This is a genomic window from Haloarcula salina (assembly GCF_049603855.1).
GTDB lineage: Archaea > Halobacteriota > Halobacteria > Halobacteriales > Haloarculaceae > Haloarcula > Haloarcula salina_A.
Window position 1 is genome coordinate 810,394 of sequence record NZ_CP187146.1, and the last position, 16,397, is coordinate 826,790.

General features: G+C 68.3%; 16 protein-coding genes. 7 read left to right on the plus strand and 9 right to left on the minus strand.

Going from position 1 to position 16,397, the window contains the following annotated elements; genetic code table 11:
* Positions 1-124: 124 nt before the first annotated feature.
* Positions 125-1,378: a TIGR00341 family protein gene (locus ACOZ4I_RS04120; protein WP_424003313.1), complete on the plus strand. Its 1,254-nt coding sequence runs from the start codon at positions 125-127 to the stop codon at positions 1,376-1,378.
* 75 nt (positions 1,379-1,453) lie between these two features.
* Entirely contained in the window at positions 1,454-3,028 is a 1,575-nt protein-coding gene (locus ACOZ4I_RS04125; RefSeq protein ID WP_424003315.1) for a DUF790 family protein, read from the plus strand.
* A 10-nt stretch (positions 3,029-3,038) separates the two neighbouring features.
* On the opposite strand, the gene ACOZ4I_RS04130 is transcribed toward ACOZ4I_RS04125, so the two are convergent.
* The 4 genes from ACOZ4I_RS04130 to ACOZ4I_RS04145 form a co-directional block, all read right to left on the minus strand.
* Complete coding sequence (locus tag ACOZ4I_RS04130; RefSeq protein ID WP_424003317.1) at positions 3,039-4,262, minus strand: nucleotidyltransferase domain-containing protein; 1,224 nt, start codon at positions 4,260-4,262, stop codon at positions 3,039-3,041.
* Positions 4,256-5,170: a hypothetical protein gene (locus ACOZ4I_RS04135; protein WP_424003319.1), complete on the minus strand. Its 915-nt coding sequence runs from the start codon at positions 5,168-5,170 to the stop codon at positions 4,256-4,258. Before ACOZ4I_RS04135 ends, ACOZ4I_RS04130 begins: the two co-directional genes overlap by 7 nt.
* A gap of 527 nt (positions 5,171-5,697) precedes the next feature.
* Positions 5,698-6,069 carry a lasso peptide biosynthesis B2 protein gene (locus tag ACOZ4I_RS04140; RefSeq protein ID WP_424003321.1) on the minus strand — a complete coding sequence of 124 codons (372 nt, stop codon included), beginning with the start codon at positions 6,067-6,069 and terminating at the stop codon, positions 5,698-5,700.
* 49 nt (positions 6,070-6,118) lie between these two features.
* Positions 6,119-6,415, minus strand: coding sequence for a PqqD family protein (locus ACOZ4I_RS04145; RefSeq protein WP_424003323.1), 297 nt, complete (start codon positions 6,413-6,415; stop codon positions 6,119-6,121).
* Between the two features lie 116 nt (positions 6,416-6,531).
* Here ACOZ4I_RS04145 and ACOZ4I_RS04150 point away from each other — a divergent pair, with 116 nt between their 5' ends.
* Entirely contained in the window at positions 6,532-8,334 is a 1,803-nt protein-coding gene (locus tag ACOZ4I_RS04150) for an ABC transporter ATP-binding protein (protein WP_424003325.1), read from the plus strand.
* 146 nt (positions 8,335-8,480) lie between these two features.
* Entirely contained in the window at positions 8,481-8,909 is a 429-nt protein-coding gene (locus ACOZ4I_RS04155; RefSeq protein ID WP_424003327.1) for a hypothetical protein, read from the plus strand.
* Between the two features lie 2 nt (positions 8,910-8,911).
* Here ACOZ4I_RS04155 and ACOZ4I_RS04160 read toward each other — a convergent pair whose 3' ends face one another.
* The 5 genes from ACOZ4I_RS04160 to ACOZ4I_RS04180 form a co-directional block, all read right to left on the minus strand.
* Positions 8,912-10,255 carry an ATP-binding protein gene (locus ACOZ4I_RS04160; protein ID WP_424003329.1) on the minus strand — a complete coding sequence of 448 codons (1,344 nt, stop codon included), beginning with the start codon at positions 10,253-10,255 and terminating at the stop codon, positions 8,912-8,914.
* A 365-nt stretch (positions 10,256-10,620) separates the two neighbouring features.
* Positions 10,621-11,292 carry a hypothetical protein gene (locus tag ACOZ4I_RS04165; RefSeq protein WP_424003331.1) on the minus strand — a complete coding sequence of 224 codons (672 nt, stop codon included), beginning with the start codon at positions 11,290-11,292 and terminating at the stop codon, positions 10,621-10,623.
* Between the two features lie 152 nt (positions 11,293-11,444).
* Positions 11,445-11,765, minus strand: a complete 321-nt coding sequence (locus ACOZ4I_RS04170; protein ID WP_424003333.1) for a hypothetical protein — start codon at positions 11,763-11,765, stop codon at positions 11,445-11,447.
* 231 nt (positions 11,766-11,996) lie between these two features.
* Complete coding sequence (locus ACOZ4I_RS04175; protein ID WP_424003335.1) at positions 11,997-12,497, minus strand: DUF7122 family protein; 501 nt, start codon at positions 12,495-12,497, stop codon at positions 11,997-11,999.
* Positions 12,494-13,405, minus strand: coding sequence for an RsmB/NOP family class I SAM-dependent RNA methyltransferase (locus ACOZ4I_RS04180; protein WP_424003337.1), 912 nt, complete (start codon positions 13,403-13,405; stop codon positions 12,494-12,496). Before ACOZ4I_RS04180 ends, ACOZ4I_RS04175 begins: the two co-directional genes overlap by 4 nt.
* 86 nt (positions 13,406-13,491) lie before the next feature.
* Between ACOZ4I_RS04180 and ACOZ4I_RS04185 the strand changes: the two genes are divergently transcribed.
* Genes ACOZ4I_RS04185 through ACOZ4I_RS04195 form a run of 3 tightly spaced genes read left to right on the plus strand, consistent with a single transcriptional unit; the run spans position 13,492 to position 16,390 of the window.
* A complete protein-coding gene (locus ACOZ4I_RS04185; protein ID WP_424003339.1) occupies positions 13,492-14,229 on the plus strand; it encodes a proteasome assembly chaperone family protein in 738 nt (245 codons plus the stop codon).
* Positions 14,229-15,224 carry a signal peptide peptidase SppA gene (gene sppA / locus ACOZ4I_RS04190; protein WP_424003341.1) on the plus strand — a complete coding sequence of 332 codons (996 nt, stop codon included), beginning with the start codon at positions 14,229-14,231 and terminating at the stop codon, positions 15,222-15,224. The genes ACOZ4I_RS04185 and sppA overlap by 1 nt, the downstream gene beginning before the upstream one ends.
* A gap of 44 nt (positions 15,225-15,268) precedes the next feature.
* Positions 15,269-16,390: a DUF373 family protein gene (locus ACOZ4I_RS04195; RefSeq protein WP_424003343.1), complete on the plus strand. Its 1,122-nt coding sequence runs from the start codon at positions 15,269-15,271 to the stop codon at positions 16,388-16,390.
* Positions 16,391-16,397 lie beyond the last annotated feature (7 nt).

Genomic DNA, 16,397 nt, shown 5'->3' on the forward strand with positions numbered 1-16,397 from the left:
TTCGTCTGCGGTTACTACCTGTATAAGTAAGGGCAGGTCCCGCCATGGCCGGATAGATGCTCGGCGCACGATTTCGCGAGCGGCAGTGGGGGTGGCCCTGGTAGTGCGGCTAATTCACATCCGTGTGACCGACGACGAACTGGACGACGTTCGGCCCGTCCTCGACGACCGCGACATCAGCTACGTCCGAACGGCGGAGGAGAGCGCCGACGAGACGGCGTTCCTGCTCCAGTTTCCCCTCCCACCAGAGGCGATCGACGAAGTGCTCGCGGAGATGGAGGCGGCGGGCCTCGACACCGATCGGTACGCGGTCGTCGGGACGGCCGAGACCGCCAGGCCGGACCAGTCGAACTCCGCGCAGAACCACGACGACCGCATCTCCCACGACGAACTCCGCGGTCGCGCGCGAGGGATGAACCCCGGTCGGCGGACCTACTACGGCATGACGATCCTGAGCGCCATCGTCGCCACGGCGGGACTGTTGCTCGACTCGCCGGCCATCGTCGTCGGGTCGATGGTCATCGCGCCGCAGGTGGGGTCGGCGCTCATCGCCAGCGTCGGCACGGCGCTCAGCGACCGCGACCTCATCGTCGAGGGTGTTCGCGACCAGCTGCTCGGCCTCGTCGTCGCGGTCGCGGGCGCGGCGGTGTTCGGCCTGTTCATTCGGTACAGCGGGTTCGTGCCCGCGCGACTCCGGGTCACGACGGTCCAGCAGATCGCCCAGCGCATCTCGCCTGGCTTCCTCTCGATGGCCGTCGGCCTCTGTGCCGGTGCGGCCGGTGCCTTCGGCCTGGCGACTGCGCTTCCCGTCTCGCTTGTCGGCGTGATGATCGCCGCTGCGCTCATCCCCGCCGCGGCCGCGGTCGGCGTCGGCATCGCCTGGGGCCTGCCGGCCGTCGCGCTCGGCGCGGGCATCCTCCTGCTGGTCAACGTCACGTCGATCAATCTCACCGGCTTCCTGGTGCTCTGGTGGCTGGGGTTCCGCCCGGTCGACTGGGAGGCCGACGCGGCTCCGGCCGAGGCCGTTCGCGCTCACGCGCCGACCGTCGTCGCCGTCCTGTTGCTTCTGGTCGCGTTCGCCGGCGCGGGGACGGTCACCGCCCAGCAGATGCAGGTCGAGACCGCCGTCAACGCCGCCGTCACCGAGACGCTCTCGGACGACGCGTACGCGGAACTCCGACTGCTCTCGGTGCAGACCCGATTTGGCGGCGTCTCGGTCTACCGACTGGATCGGGAGGTGTCCGTCGCGGTCAGCCGACCGGCCGAACGCGGGTATCCGGGACTCGCCGCCGACCTCGAACGGGCTATCGGCCGGTCGATCGAGGACGAGGTCGCGGTGACGGTCACGTTCGAGGACCGGGCGTCGACGCCGCAGTGAACTGACCCGCCGGCTCGTTCGGTTCCCTGACCCCGACTCCCTGCGTTTTTGTCGCTCCGCGTCGCACGCTCGGACGTGCTCACGAAGGACCTCCTGCGCGTCTCGCGGGCTGGCGGCGGATACCACCTCCAGTTCGCCGACGACGATGCGGAGCGGCTCGCGGCCCGCGTCCTCGGCGTGTATCAGGGCCACGTCGGCGAGTCCCGCGAGTCGCTCCAGGCCGCCCTCGCGGACCTGGAGCGCGAGGCCGACGACTTCAAGCTCGTCCGCGGGTTCGCCAAACTGGTCGAGCGGGAGGCCACCTTCGAGACGCGGGCTCCGGTCGACCCCGAACGGGCGCGCCGGCGGGTGTTCGAGGCCGCCGAGCGTGTCGGCGTCGTCAGCGAGGCCGAGCGCGGCCGGGCGCTCGCCGACGCCGCGGCCCACTTCGGAACGGACGCGGCGACGCTCGCCGACGCGCTGTACGCCGACCGGGAGTCGAAGCAGGTCCTCACCGCCGTCGACTCGCGCTGGGGGCCCGCCGAACTGCGGACGCAGTACGACCTCTCGCTGGCGCAGACGGCGCTGTTCGATGCCACCGAGGTCCGGGTCCGCTCCTCGGACCCGAAGGCGCTCGTGTCGGCTGTCAAGCGCCTCCGGCTCATGTACGAGATCCGGCGGACTGATCGGGGCCGCGAAGTCGTCGTCACCGGTCCCGACGCGCTGTTCTCGAACACGCGCCGGTACGGGACGCGCTTCGCCCGACTCCTGCGGACTGTCGCGGCCGCCGAGGAGTGGGACCTGACGGCGACCGTCGACGACCGTGGGACCGAGCGGAAACTCACGCTCTCCGACGCCGACGTGTCCGTCCCCGGCGTCGACCCCGTCACAGAGGTCAGCTACGACAGCGGCGTCGAGGCCGACTTCGCCGCGCGGTTCGCCGCGCTCGACCTCGACTGGGATCTGATCCGCGAACCGGAGCCGCTGGCCGCCGGCGAACACGTCGTCATCCCCGACTTCGCCTTCGAGTGGCGGCCCGGGACCGAGGGGGGCGTTCGCGACACGTTCCGAAACGACGGCCAGCGAGCGGACGGGAGCGACCCCGACGGCCCGCCCTTTCGCATCTTCTTCGAGATCATGGGCTTCTGGACGCCCGAGTACGTCGCGAAGAAGCTCGACCGCCTCGGAGACCTGGAGGACGTGGCGATGCTCGTCGCCGTCGACGAGTCACTCGGCGTCGGCGAGGCGGTCGAGGCGACCGACAACCGGGCCATCCCGTACTCGGGAACCGTTCGCGTGAAGGACGTGCGCGACGCCCTGCGCCCCTACGAGGAGCGACTCGTCAGCGAGAGCGCCGCCGCCATCCCCGACGAGGTCCGCCCCGACGCAGCCGTCGTCTCACTCGCCGACCTCGCCGCGGACTACGGCGTCAGCGAGGACGCACTCGCCGACGTGGCGTTCCCCGACCATGAGCGCGTCGGGCGCACGCTGGTGCGGCCGAGCGTCCTGGACGAACTGGCCGACCAGATCGAGGCAGGGATGGACTACGCGACCGCCACCGACCGGCTGGCCGACTACGGCATCGCCGACGACAGCGCCGCCCTCTCGCGGCTCGGCTACCGGGTCGCCTGGGAGGGACTGGGCGGCGGGACGATCCAGCCGCGGGACTGAGCGCCGTCCGTCAGGTCGGCTCCTCCGCCGGCGGGTCGGTCTCCGTTCGGTTCGGTCGTAACCCGGCCAGTAGCCTGATCGGCCAGATGACGTAGTAGAGCGGATGCAGGTGGCCTGGAAGCGGGCGAAACCGGTAGTCCGCGTAGGTCGGGTGGAGCGCCGAGTGCAGGGCCACGAGTCGGGGGAGCGCCGTCGGTGACTCGCTCGCAGCCGCGAAGAACCGGGCGGACTCGATACGGCCGGGGGCGGTCGTCGGCTCCGACGCGAGCGACCGTGTCACCCTGTCAGCCAGGCCGGTGACGCGGTTCGCCTCGCTCACTCGCGCGGCGACGGGCTCGGGGAGCGCGTACTCGAAGACGGTTTCGGCGAGCGCCGCTCCGACCAGGAACGGACGCTCGACGCCGTGGTCGCGTGCGTGAGCGAGCACCCGGTCCCAGTCGGCCGTCGTCGCGTCCATCGCGGCGACGAAATCGCAGAGCCACTTCAGGAGGTACCACCGGTGTTTCGTCCCGTGGAACGCGAGCACGAGGAGGCGGTCCGTCGCGGCGAGCGCCGGCACCGGGGCCCCGCCAACGTCGACCTGCTCGCGGTGGTCCCACAGCGCTGCCACGTCCGGCGAGAACGGGCGCTCCGCGTCGCCGACGCGCCAGCGGAGCTCCACGTCGATGTCTGAGCCAGTCATCGCGTACTCGTGGACGATAGCCTTCGTCGAGGGCCCCCCGAGCAGGGCCGCGTCGTCGAGGCGCGGTGCCCCGTCCCGCCACTCGTAGCCCCGTTCTTCGAGGACGTCGGCGGCGGTCGACACGTCTTCGGGGTGGACGAGGATATCGAGGTCGTTGTACTCGCGGACGGTCACGCTGTCGTAGGCGAACGCGGACAGCACCGGCCCCTTGAACGGAAGGGCGCGGACGCCGGCGTCGTCGAAGTCATCGAGGACGCCGAGCAGTTCGTCCGTGGCCGCGAGGTTCCGCATCGTCCGCCGCTGGACCGTCCCGTCGAGGCGCGAACTGACCGACGGGGGAACGCCGCGCTCCTCTTTGACTTCCCGGTACGTCGACGCCAGTCCCTCCTGGAGCAACTGGAGCACGCCGTGGTATCGAGCCAGATCGAGCACGCGGTCCCAGTCGAGGTCGGACGAGACGAGCGGTTCGATGTCGGGGGCTGCACCGGAGTCGACGGCCCCGCGCACGCACTCGACGACCATCTGCAGTTCCGGTTCGGCGTCGCTCAGCATCGCTCGCCCGCGAGGTCGGCCCGCACGCGGTCGATCACCTCCGGGAGGCGGCCGAGTTCGCGGGGTCGCCGCAGGCGCTTTACCGACGTCGAACCGGCGATTTCACCGCAGACACCGACGTTTGTGGCGGCCTGCCTCCCGAACCCGAGCGTTCCGATCGCGTACGTGTTGTCCACGAGCGACATGACCCGTTCGCTGCCAGAGAGCGACTCGACTGCTATCTCCGGGCCATCTTCTAGCAGGTAGACGCCGGCTAACGGGACCGGACTCTCCGGCTGGTCGTGTCTGAGTCGGTGGAAGTGTCGCGGGCGCCCGTCGTAGGTCCGCACCGGGGGGTCGACAGGCGGATCGAACGTCTCGACGGCTTCCGTGGAGAGCTTCACCGCAGGGTAGCCGCTCCGAACCACGGGGCCGTCGTCGCCGAGCGTAATCGCGGCCACGTCGTCGCTCAGTACGCGGTGCCCGTCGGTCAGGCAGGCCAGCGCGGTCGTGGTCTTGCCCTGGCCCGACTCGCCGACGAACGCCACCGCCGCCCCGTCTATCGCCACGGTGCTGGCGTGGAGGACGAAGTAGCCGCGCTGGTGAAGCAGGTGATTGAGCGCCGGCCCGACGATGACGTGTCGGAGGACCTCGTGTGGGGCCCCAGAGGCCGGATCGATGGCGATACGGGTCCCGCCCCGAACGCGAACCGTCGCTGCGTCGTACTTGAGGTAGTAGTCGCGCTGACCAGCCGCGTGGAAACTCTTTTCCGACGTGAGAGCAGGTGGTCGCGTCACCGCGCGCTCGGTGACGGTGACGTCAGGGTCCGTGGGCCCACCCAGATCGGCGGGCGACAGTTCGGGGAGGTCGATCTCCGACTGGACGGTCAGGCCGAACGCCTCGTAGGTGTCGGTCGTCGCGACGGCCACGGTCCTCACTGCCCCCTGCGTGCGAGCGTCGTCTCGCGCTCGGTCATCGCCGTCTCACGGTGTTGGGATCGACTGATACGCCCCTGGTGCATACGACACCGGTTCGGTCATGGGGCGATTAAGAATGGGCTCTATACCGGCGGTCGACCGAACCCGGTCCGGACACTGCGTGCCGATCCGTCACGAATCGCGTCACGCTACGAACGGCCGGTGACGTCTCACGGAGACACCTCGTGCGAAAAATACCGCGACGGGACCCGTCCCATCTCGTCCGAACTGCCGTACCTCGATTCCGTCTCAACCCCACCCAGTCGCGCGGTCGCCGCAGTACACAGGTACAGCAGTCCGTCTCAGTCCCACTGACCGTAGCCGTCGTCGTACCACCAGTTCGTCTTCTCTTCAACGGTTCCGTACGTCTCCACGGAGGGTTCTTCGTAGTTCATGGGTTTTGTACCCACTACAGTATCCAGACATATCTGTATTTGTTATAACTACAATTCTAGCCGAAAACTTAATCGGCGGCGGCGTTAAAACGAGGCTACTTCCGACTCCGGGAGCGGTCGGAACCGATCGAGGTCCTCGAGATCCCCGATCAGCACCTCGTCGTCGCACTCGACCCAGGCGTGAGCCTCGAACGCGCCGTCGCGCTTGTCGACGCCGAGGCGGATCCGACCCCGGTAGCCGCCGGCTACGAGGAGCGCGTTCCCGGCCACTGCCCGGTCGAGGCAGTCGAACTCCCCCGGGAGGCGCGCGGCGACGGCGTCGACCGCCCACGGGATCTGGTCTACGGACTCGACCGAGCGGGACGGCGGGCACACCCGCCCGATGAATCCGACCCAGCGGACCGAACTGTCGAGGCCGAGGAGCGACAGCAGCGCCTTGCTCGACACGACCAGCACCGCGGCTCGACAGAGCAAACGCCGAGGCTGGCTGGGCTGCGACCGAACCTCAGCGAGCAGTGTTCGCATCGGTCTCGACGAGTCGTGAGGTCGCGAGCGTCTCGAGGAACTCTGACACGTCACTCGCACAGCGCGCTCTATCAACGTCGTACTCCGCGACCAGCGCCGAGACGATCTCGTCGAACTCGGTCGGTTCCTGCACCAGCCGCCAGATGTCCGGGCCGACGCCGGTGAGGCCCTGGTACATCCCCGTCTCGCTGTTGAGCACGATCACTTCGTCGTCGACCGTGGTGGCGACGCAGTCCTCCGTCGCGACGACTGTCGTGCCTGTCTCTACCGTTACCATACCCCTGGGCACGGCGGCGGGTCAGCATTGTTATGCTCCGTATTCCGCCGTGAAACCGGGTATATCGGACCGTAGCGTGGTGGTAACTATGTCTCGAATGGACCGTGGTCAAGGCGATGGCCGAGTCGGAACTCCCCCGCGGCGAGCGGTACCGGTCGCTCCGTCGGGTGGCGCTGCATCGTCCGTTCCTGACCAGTGGTATCGTCGCCACGAGCCTCGTCGCGATGGCGCTCGAGGGTATCGGGCTCTCGTTCCTGTTTCCCGTTATCGAGGCGGCCCAGCGCGGCGGGACCCTCTCGACGGCGGAAAGCGGGATCACCAGCCGACTCCTGTCGGTCTACGCCGCCGTCGGGCTGCCACTCACGCTCGAATTCCTGCTTCTCGGCCTCGGGTGCGTGATGGTCTGTCGGTACGCGTCCGCGTTCGCGGTGAAGTGGCTCGCGGCGAGGCTCACGAAGGGCTACGAGCGGGACCTCAAAGACCGGGCCTACGAACTGGCGCTCGGCGCGTCGGTCGCGTACTACGACGACGAGGGGTCCGACGATATTCTCAACGCAGTCCTCACGCAGACTCGGTACGCCGGTCGCGTCATCGGCCGCATCGTCCAGCTCTTCCAGCAGGGGCTGCTCTGTGTCGCCTACGCCGCGATCGCACTGGCCATCGCGCCCCTGCTGACGGTGGCGGCCGCCGTGGCGCTGGGCGGACTCACCGTCCTGTTCAGACACGGCATCGAGCCCGGCTACGCCGTGGGAGACCGCGTCGCCACGGCGAACGAGCAACTCCAGGAGACCGCGCAGGCCGGCACGCAGGGCGTCCGCGACGTGAAGCTGTTCGGGATGCGCCAGGACCTGCTGTCGGAGTTCCGCGGCGCGCTCGACCGCTACGCGACGACCAGCGTCACGGTGCGCCGCAACGAGGTCGCGATCCAGAGCTTCTACCAGCTCGCCGTCTCGCTGGCGCTGTTCGGGCTCGTCTACGTCGCGATCCGCTACCGGGCGCTCTCCGTGTCCGCACTGGGCGTCTTTCTGTTCGCCATGTTCCGGCTCGCACCGCGGCTCAGTTCGCTCAACGCCACCGTCTATGCAATCGAGGGGGAGCTTCCCCACCTCGTCCGTACCCATCGGTTCCTCGACCGACTGGCCGACCGCCAGGAGAGCGTCGCAGGCGCTCCGGTGCCCGAGCGGATCGACGAGATCCGGTTCGAGAACGTCTCGTTCGCCTACGACGACGAGCGGGTCCTCGACGACCTCTCGATGGAGATCGAGCGCGGCGAGTTCGTCGGCGTCGTCGGCCCCTCGGGCGGGGGGAAGTCGACGGTCGTCTCGCTGCTGGCCCGCCTCTACGAGCCGGACGACGGGGCGATCCTGGCCAACGGCGAGTCGATACTGACGTACGACCTCGCGGCGTGGCGCGAGACGGTCGCGATGGTGCGACAGGACCCGCACATCTTCGACGACACGCTCCGGTACAACCTCACCGCGGGGCGGTCGGTTCCCGAGCGCGACATCCGTGACGCCGTCGAGACCGCGCTCGTCTCCGAGTTCCTCGACGATCTGCCGCGCGGGCTCGACACCGTGCTCGGCGACGACGGCGTGAAGCTCTCGGGCGGCCAGCGCCAGCGCGTCGCTCTCGCCAGGGCGCTGCTGACGGACGCGCCGGTGCTCGTCCTCGACGAGGCCACGAGCGACCTCGATACGGCGCTCGAACGGCGAGTCCACCGGGCGGTCGAGACGCTCGACGGCGACCGGACCGTCGTCGCCATCGCACACCGCCTCTCGACGGTGGCGAACGCCGACCGGATATACACGGTCGAGGACGGCCGGGTCACGGAGGCCGGGACGCACTCCTCGTTGACTGCCCGGAACGGGACCTACGCGGACCTGTACGCCATGCAACGCTCCGGGCAGGCGGAATCGTAGTCCGACGCCGAGACGACGGACCGGTCGCCGTGGATCCGTCCCTCGGTCGACATCCCACCCGTCTCGACCGAATTCTGCGGATGCAAGTGCACATCGGCGACCGATGTGGCCGCTATTCTTTTGCCGGTCGACACGGTTGTTCGGCCATGGCTGATTCGGAGTCGCGCCGCGAGTTCCTCCGTCGGGTCGTGCTGGTCATCGGCGGCTGTACCATCGGACTGACGGCGGCCTTCGTCGGCGTGCTGGCGGTTCTCTCCGGTGAGATCCAGTCAGTCTCCAGCCGGGTTCCGTGGTACCTCGTCGGCGGCGCACTGCTCTTCGTCGCGACCATCGTCTTGCTCGACGAGAACGACGCCGACGGGCGGACGATCATCGTCTCGGCGCTCGTCGTCAGCGTGGTCGGATTCGGCCTGCTCACGCTCGCTGTCGAGGGGATCCGGTTCGCCATCATGCGCCCGGAACTCGTGTTCGTCTCCCAGCTCGTGCTCTACCTCTTCGCCGCGGGACTCATCGGAACCGGGGTGGGCTACTGGGCGCTCAGACACTGGCGCGAGTTCTCGACAGCCGGTCCCTGACGCTACCGCTCGCGGTCGTCCGTCCCGCCGGTTCGCAGTCGATAGCCGAGGAGTCGCACCCGATAGACACACACCTGAAGGAGATACAGCGAGAGCGCGGTGAATTCGACGATGGTGCCGCTGAGTCCCGTGCGAGTGGCCGGTCGTGACGGAGGCTGGGGCCCGGCCGGCGGAGCGACGGACTCCTGCCCTGCCCGTGGGGCCGCCGCCGCGGCTTGCGATTCCGCCGTTCGCTCCCCAGTTCGAAGTCGCTCGACGGTCCGTGTCAGCGTCTCGTTGCGCTCGCGGAGCCTGCCGACCAGCGCGATCAGTTCGTCGCGGTCGAGCGTGGCCGGATCGACGGACTGCGCGTCGGTAGCGCCGTCGAAACCGCCCGGAATATCCGCCGAAACGCTTTCTGAGCCAGACTCCGCCTCCGATTCGGTGGACGACTCCGCCTCCGACCCGGCGGTCGTCGCTGTCGACGGCTCCGAACCGCCCCGTTCGTCCGTGAAATCCGCGAGCAGATCGGAACTGACCGACTGCAGGTCGGGCCGTTCGAACTGTTCCAGTCCCGGCGTCGCCCCCGCGTCGTGGGTCCGCTTTCGCTTGAACGTGACGCGCTCGACCGCCTCGTCCCAGTCAGTCATCAGGTACGCTTCTCCCGTGTCAAGTCCCTCGATCTCCGTGGCGATCTCCGACCCGAGGATGTTCCTGACCACGTCGACGTCGTTCTTCCAGGTGAGGCGATGCCAGACCATCCAGTCACACTGCGTGATGAAGTCCTTGTCGACCGACGACGGGCGCTGGGACAGCCCAAGCATCCCGAGACCGCGTTTTCGCCCGCGCTTTGCCACCCGCTCCAGGAGCTCGGCGAGTTCGCTCGATCCACCGCTCTGTGGGAGGTACTCCTGGAGCTCCTCGATCAGCAGCAGGAACGGTTTGCGCGCGGACTTCTCCCTGTGATAGAGTTCGCGGACGACGCTGGCGATCAGGTCGGCTGCGGCGTCGCCGTCGAGGAAGTCCGAGACGTCGAGGACGACGGGGACGTTCTCTTCGAGCGCCACGGCGGCGAGCTTCTCGGCGTCGTCGGCCGTGACCCGCGCGTCGCAGTGGGTCTCGTCAGCGCCCACGTGGAGCAGTTCGTACTCCGCTTTGAGTCCGTAGTACTCCCCCTCGGTGTCGACGATCAGCAGCGGGAACCCGGCGTCGAGGAGTTCCTCGACGATGACGCTCGCGGTGTTGCTCTTGCCGCTTCCGCTCTTGCCGGTGACGAATCCCCGCCCGGTGAGCACTTCGACTGCCGGGAGCGTCTTCGCTCCCCGCGTGGGCACGATCCAGTGGGTGGGGTCGTCGTCACCAGCCATACGTCTACCCCTCGGTATCGAATCGAGCGTAATAGGCTTTGTTCCCGAAATTTCAGCGATAGAAACGGCTCTCCGTGGGAAAACGTAGCCACTCGTGGGTGAGTACCCTCGTTGCGGACCGGTCGGGGAGCAAGGTTAATGACGCCGGCGACCGACAGAGCTATTGCTACAAAACAACACACCGCGGAGAAACCGGGTTGGTAGGACAACCGTGGTTTCTCTCTCTGGGTAGATAAGAGTTGCCCCTGGGAGAGTGGCGACGCTACGAAATCCCGAAGCAGTCCCGACGTTTTCGCCGCCTCGGTCGACCCGAACGCGCCTGTTGTACTTGTTACAGAACGGCGGTGCGCCCGCCGGCCTCACTGTCAGCCAGTCCCGTGAGGCAGGACCTCTGTGACCAGGAACTCGAGGAAGGCCCCCGTCTCCATCCCGGCCGGTCGATGGACGGTGACGAAACCCGACTCCGTGAGGTCCACCTTCACCGTCTGATCACGGTACTCGTAGTCGATTCCGAGTTGATTGAGCGCCGCCGTGTCCAAAACCGACTCGAACGCGTCGTCCCGTAGCAGGTCGTCACCGTAGACGGTCCCCTTCTGTGCGTTCCCCGCTGCGTCGTAGAACCCGGCTTTCCACGGCGACCCGCCCTGATGGGTATCGAGGAAACCGCTGAGGTCGAACTCTCCTCGCTCTATCGTCGTGTCCGTGTCGGCACCGATCAGATCGAACGCGAACTGGCCGCTGCCGCTCTCGGCGACGACGACCTCACCGGGCACGCCGGCGAACGCCGTCCGAACCGTCTCTTTGACCGTCGATTCGGTCACTCGGATCTCACCGCCCTCTATCTCGGTGTCGCTTCTGGTCACGATCTGTTCCGCGGCCGCGTGTCCCTCGAACCCCCGTTCGCCGGAGGGAAGCGAGAAGACCCGATCGACCTGTATCGACCGCGAGAGCTCGTGGCCCTCCTTCGTGACTGTTTCCGTGTACGACCCCACGACGTCGAACTCACCGTCGACGATCCCACAGACGCCTCCTTGCATACCCCAGGAACCGCAATCGTGCTACTTAGCTTGATTCTAACTATTCTGTACTGATCATGTCTGTAAAATAAACACTCATCTGAGGTGACTGCTACGCCTCAGTCGCGACGCGGCGCTGTCGGTCCCGTTCCGAGCGCCCGTCGCCCGAACGATCAGCCGAACGCGTCGTACAGGACGGCGAAGAACGCGAGTCCGCCAGCGATGGTGAGAACCACGCCGACGGCGACCGTCACCGCTTCGAGCGAGAGCCACGGGATCGCAGTCGCCTCTCCCACTACGCCGCCGAGCAGGAGCACCGGAATCACGACGAGGAGGACCGCCACTCCCGGTTCTCCCCAGCGGGCCACGAGCGTCTCGTCTCGGCCCGGCGCTGTTCGTCCGTTCGTCTGTGCGGGGTCCCCACGCGACCGCTCGGAACGCGGTCCCGGTCGTACCTCTGCGGTGGTCTCGTCGTCCGTCTTGCTGTATTCCATCGGTATCACTGATCCTCCCTGAGTCCGATCGAGAGCGAGCACCCGCTCAGAGACGGACGGCGCTACGAGTCACTGACTGGCGAGTACCGTCCGCTCGGAGAGAGAAACCAGCGATGTCCTACCAACCCGGTTTCTCTGCGCTGCTCGGATGCTGTGTACTACCCTATTCAGCCCCGTTCCTAATCAACGTTGGTGCCGGGGCGATATTCCCGGTGGGGACTCCGGGGCCGCTCAGACCTCGCGACGACGCCCTTTCGGGACCTGTGACCGCAGTTCGCCGTAGACGTACAGGCCGACGCCGGCCGGTTCGACCGCGCCGGCGACGTCGTGGGTGACGAGCAGGTAGCCCCAGTCGCCCTCCCAGTCGTGCTCTCGGTCTTCGCCGGCGACGAACGCGCGGGCGGCCTCGTCGTCGAGGTGGATGACGTTCTCCGTGGCGTGGGCCCCGAAGCGCTGGGCGGCCTCGAGCGTCGGCTTCCAGTGTTCCTGGCGCGTGCGCAGGAACGTCATCCCCAGTCCCTCGATGTCGACTGGCGACGGCGGCTCGCCGCGATAGATCCATAGCTTTCCCGCGCCGCGCTCCCAGAACGTGTAGTCCGCGAACGTCTCGGGGTCGACGCCGAAGCGCTCGCTCCAGAAGTCGAGCACCTCGGCGCGGGTCGCTCGCTCGGGATCCTCGCGGTCGTCGGCCGTCGCGGGCAGTCGGGTGAACGACGTGCTCTCGTCGCTCATTCGCCGGTCACCTCCAGTTTCGCACAGAAGAATCCGCCCGTGTCGTTGTGGTGGGGGTAGATGCGCTTTGCCTTCTGCACGCTCGGGTCGAACGCCTCGCCGTCCCACTCTGTGACGCCCGGCCGGTGGTCGAGCGGGAGGTCGTAGTCGACCAGTTCGCAGGCCGTCTCGTCGAGAGCGAAGTCCAGCACGGCCTCGTTCTCCTCGGGCGCGAACGTGCAGGTCGAGTAGACGACGGTCCCGCCGGGGGCCGTGGCCTCGACGGCGCGCTTGAGAACTCCTTTCTGGACGCCGGCGATGCCCTCGACGTGCGAGAGCGTCCAGTCCTCGAAGGCGTCGGGGTTCTTCCGGATCGTCCCCTCGCAGGAACAGGGCACGTCGACGAGCGCGCGATCGTAGTTCGCGCCGCCGAAGGGCTTGAGCGAGTGGTTGCGGGCGTCCTCGTGCGTGACGGCGATGCTCGTCGCGCCCAGTCGCTCCGTGTTGGTCCGCAGCGCGGAGATGCGGCCGAGGTTGTTGTCAGTCGCCACGACCTCGCCGTGGTCGTCCATCAGCGCGGCCAGCTGAGTCGTCTTGCTCCCCGGCGCGGCGCAGGCGTCCCAGACGCGGTCGCCGGGCTTGGGGTCGAGAACGGTCGCCGGGACCGCCGAGACCTCCTCCTGGCCGTGGATCCAGCCGTGGAAGTACGGCCAGTTCGAGCCGGGCGAGTCCTCGGGCAGGACGAACAGGCCGTCGTGCCAGTCGACGGGGTCGGACGCGATGTCCGCCTCGTCGAGCGCCCGTCGGACGCGCTCGGCGGTCGCCTTGATCGTGTTGACCCGAACGGCCGACGGGAGCGGTCGCTCGCACGCCGCCCGGAACGCCTCGAAGTCGTCGACGATGGGCCGATAGCGCTCGAGTGGTTCCATTGCCCGGCGTTGGCCGGCGGTGCGCTTGTGCGTTTCGAACGCCGGCGTCCCCCGACCTTCAAGCCACTCGCGAGCGAAATACGGACATGGCACACGTACAGATCCATCGCGACGACATCTCGCTCGAGTCGCCCACACTGGTCGAGGGGCTTCCCGGCATCGGTCTCGTCGGAAAGATCGCCGCGGATCACCTCATCGACGCGTACGATATGGAGTACTACGCGTCCGCACACTGCGAGGGACTGCCGGAGATCGCAGTCTACGGGGCCGACGACCCCGAGGTCCGGCCGCCGGTTCGCTTCTACGCTGACGCGGAGCGAGACCTGCTCGTCCTGCAGAGCGACGCGCCGGTGTCGCCTTCCGCCGCCCGGGAGTTCGCCGGGTGCATGGTCAGCTGGTTCCAGGACCACGACGTGACGCCCGTCTTCCTCAGCGGCCGCCCGGCAGAGAAAGACGGCGTCCCCGCGGTCTACGGCGTCTCGACCGGCGACGGGGCGGCGATGCTCGACGAGGCCGACATCGACCCGCCGTCGGAGATGGGGGCGATCACCGGACCGACGGGGGCGCTCGTCCACGAGGCTCAGCGCGTCGGGCTCACCGGCGTCGGGCTCGTCGTCGAGGCCGACCGGCAGTTCCCCGACCCTGAGGCCGCCCGGGCGCTCTTGCAGACGGCGATCAGCCCGCTGGCCGACTTCGAGGTCGACACCGAGGCGCTGGTCGAACAGGCCGAGGAGATCGAGAAGGCCAGAGAGCGCCTCGCCCAGCAACTGCAGGAAGACCAGGACGACAGCACGAGCGCGCGACCGCTCGGTATGTACCAATAATGGTCGACGCAGACGACGTCGTTCGCGGTCTCCTGGTGGTGGGGATCGCGCTTGTGGCCGCGGTCGTCGGCTGGATCCTGTTCGTTCGCGTTCCGACCGACCTCGCTGGACTGCTGGGCGTCCTGCTGGTGCTCGCCGTCGTCGTCGGCGCGGTGCGGATCGGCGGCCGGCTCGCCGGCTCGTTGTTTCCCGCCCACAACGTCGCGGAGGTCGCCGTCGAGGGGCCGATCTCACGGGACGGCGGCGGGAGCCTCACGAGTCCGCCGGTCGGCGCACGGACCGACGACATCGTCGAGCAGATCGAGCGCGCCGACGGGGACCGCGGCTCGCGGGCGCTCCTGCTGAAGCTGAACACGCCGGGCGGCGAAATCGTCCCAAGCGAGGACATCCGGCTGGCCGCCGAGCGCTTCGACGGCCCGACCATCGCCTACGCCACGGACGTGTGTGCGAGCGGCGGCTACGACATCGCCGCTGGCTGTGACGAGCTGTGGGCCCGCGAGGGGTCCATCGTCGGCTCCATCGGCGTCATCGGCTCGCGCGTCAACGCCGAGGAACTCGCAGAGCGGCTGGGACTCTCCTACGAGCAGTTCACCGCCGGCGAGTACAAGGACGCCGGCGTGCCGTTGAAGGAGATGCGCGAGGACGAGCGCGAGTACCTCCAGGGCATCGTCGACGAGTACTACGACCAGTTCGTCGAGACGGTCGCCGAGGGCCGCGAGATGGACGCCGAGGCGCTCCGCGACACCGAGGCGCGGATCTACCTCGGCGAGACGGCCGCCGAGAAGGGGCTCGTCGACGAACTCGGGACGCGCGAGGACGTGGAGACGAGCCTCGAACAGCGCCTCGGCGAGTCGGTCAGAATCAAGGAGTACGAGGCGAGCCGCGGCCTCGCGGGCAAGCTCCGGGGCGGCGCACAGCGGGTCGCGTTCGCGTTCGGCGCAGGGGTCGCCAGTGCCTTCGACGGCGACCTCGACGGCCTCTCCTTCCGTCGGTGACCGCCTCGGGAGGTTTTTTATCCGGGGACCGCCTTCCCGAACGTGTGTCCACGCTGGTGGTGTGTATCGACAGGGACGGGCCGGATACCGCCGGGTACCCCGTCGTCGGCCGCGCCGACGTCGAGTCGCTCATCACCCGGACCGGCGTCGTCGACCCGGAAGACAGCCGGGTCAACTGCCTCCTCGAAGGGCTCAGCGTCGCCGCGGAACTCGACGAGGACGGGTCGGACCCGGTCGTCTGCGTCGTCGGCGGCGGCAGCGACAGCGTCGGCTCGGACCGGGAGATCGCGGCCCAGATCGAGGCGCTGGTGGCCGAACACGACCCTGATTCGGCCGTCGTCGTGGTCGACAGCGCCGAGGACGAGCGCCTCGTCCCGATCATCGAGAGCCGCGTCGACATCGACGCCGTCGACCGCGTCGTCGTGCGCCAGGCCCGCGACATCGAGTCGACGTACTACCTGCTGAAGCAGTTCCTGGCCGACGAGGAACTCCGCAAGACCGTGCTGGTCCCCGTGGGGATCGTCATGCTCGCGTTTCCGCTCCTCCTCGTCGTCACGAGTCCGACGCTGGCCGTCGGCGCGATCGCGGCCGCCATCGGCGTGTTCCTCATCTACAAGGGTCTCGGGATCGACGCGTACCTCTCGCGGCTCCCCGGCCAGATCCGCGAGGCGCTGTACTCCGGGCAGGTGTCGCTCGTGACTTACGTCGTCGCGGCCGGGCTCTCGCTGGTCGGCATCTTCGCCGGCGTCCTCGGCGTGTCGGCGACGGACGACATCAGCCTGTTCCTGCTGGCGAACCGGTTCGCGTTTGGCTCGGTCCCGTGGCTGACCGGGGCGGCGCTCGTCGCCTCGCTCGGCCGCCTGCTCGACGAACTCCTCAAGCGGGAGGGGGTTCGGAGCGCGTACGTGAACCTCCCCTTCGGCGCGGTCGCCGTCGGCCTCGTCGTCCGCGGCTTCTCGGCGTACTTCCTCGAACGCGGCGGCGTCTTCTCCCCGTTTCGCGTCACCCCGACCGACCTCGGTGTCGTCCAGATTCAGGGGTTCACCCTCGACCCCGGGACGCGACTCGCACTGTTCATCCTCGCCGGCATCCTCATCAGCCTCGTCGGCGTCCGCGCCGCGGCGTACGTCAGTCACACCGACATCGAGGAAGAACTGGTGGAATAGACAGCGA

Excerpts from the sequence above, each read along its gene's own strand:
- ACOZ4I_RS04130 (WP_424003317.1), bottom strand. The coding sequence starts at position 4,262 with ATGCTGAGCGACGCCGAACCGGAACTGCAGATGGTCGTCGAGTGCGTG.
- ACOZ4I_RS04145 (WP_424003323.1), bottom strand. The coding sequence starts at position 6,415 with ATGGTAACGGTAGAGACAGGCACGACAGTCGTCGCGACGGAGGACTGC.
- ACOZ4I_RS04150 (WP_424003325.1), top strand. The coding sequence starts at position 6,532 with ATGGCCGAGTCGGAACTCCCCCGCGGCGAGCGGTACCGGTCGCTCCGT.
- ACOZ4I_RS04155 (WP_424003327.1), top strand. The coding sequence starts at position 8,481 with ATGGCTGATTCGGAGTCGCGCCGCGAGTTCCTCCGTCGGGTCGTGCTG.
- ACOZ4I_RS04160 (WP_424003329.1), bottom strand. The coding sequence starts at position 10,255 with ATGGCTGGTGACGACGACCCCACCCACTGGATCGTGCCCACGCGGGGA.
- ACOZ4I_RS04165 (WP_424003331.1), bottom strand. The coding sequence starts at position 11,292 with ATGCAAGGAGGCGTCTGTGGGATCGTCGACGGTGAGTTCGACGTCGTG.
- ACOZ4I_RS04170 (WP_424003333.1), bottom strand. The coding sequence starts at position 11,765 with ATGGAATACAGCAAGACGGACGACGAGACCACCGCAGAGGTACGACCG.
- ACOZ4I_RS04175 (WP_424003335.1), bottom strand. The coding sequence starts at position 12,497 with ATGAGCGACGAGAGCACGTCGTTCACCCGACTGCCCGCGACGGCCGAC.
- ACOZ4I_RS04180 (WP_424003337.1), bottom strand. The coding sequence starts at position 13,405 with ATGGAACCACTCGAGCGCTATCGGCCCATCGTCGACGACTTCGAGGCG.
- ACOZ4I_RS04185 (WP_424003339.1), top strand. The coding sequence starts at position 13,492 with ATGGCACACGTACAGATCCATCGCGACGACATCTCGCTCGAGTCGCCC.
- sppA (WP_424003341.1), top strand. The coding sequence starts at position 14,229 with ATGGTCGACGCAGACGACGTCGTTCGCGGTCTCCTGGTGGTGGGGATC.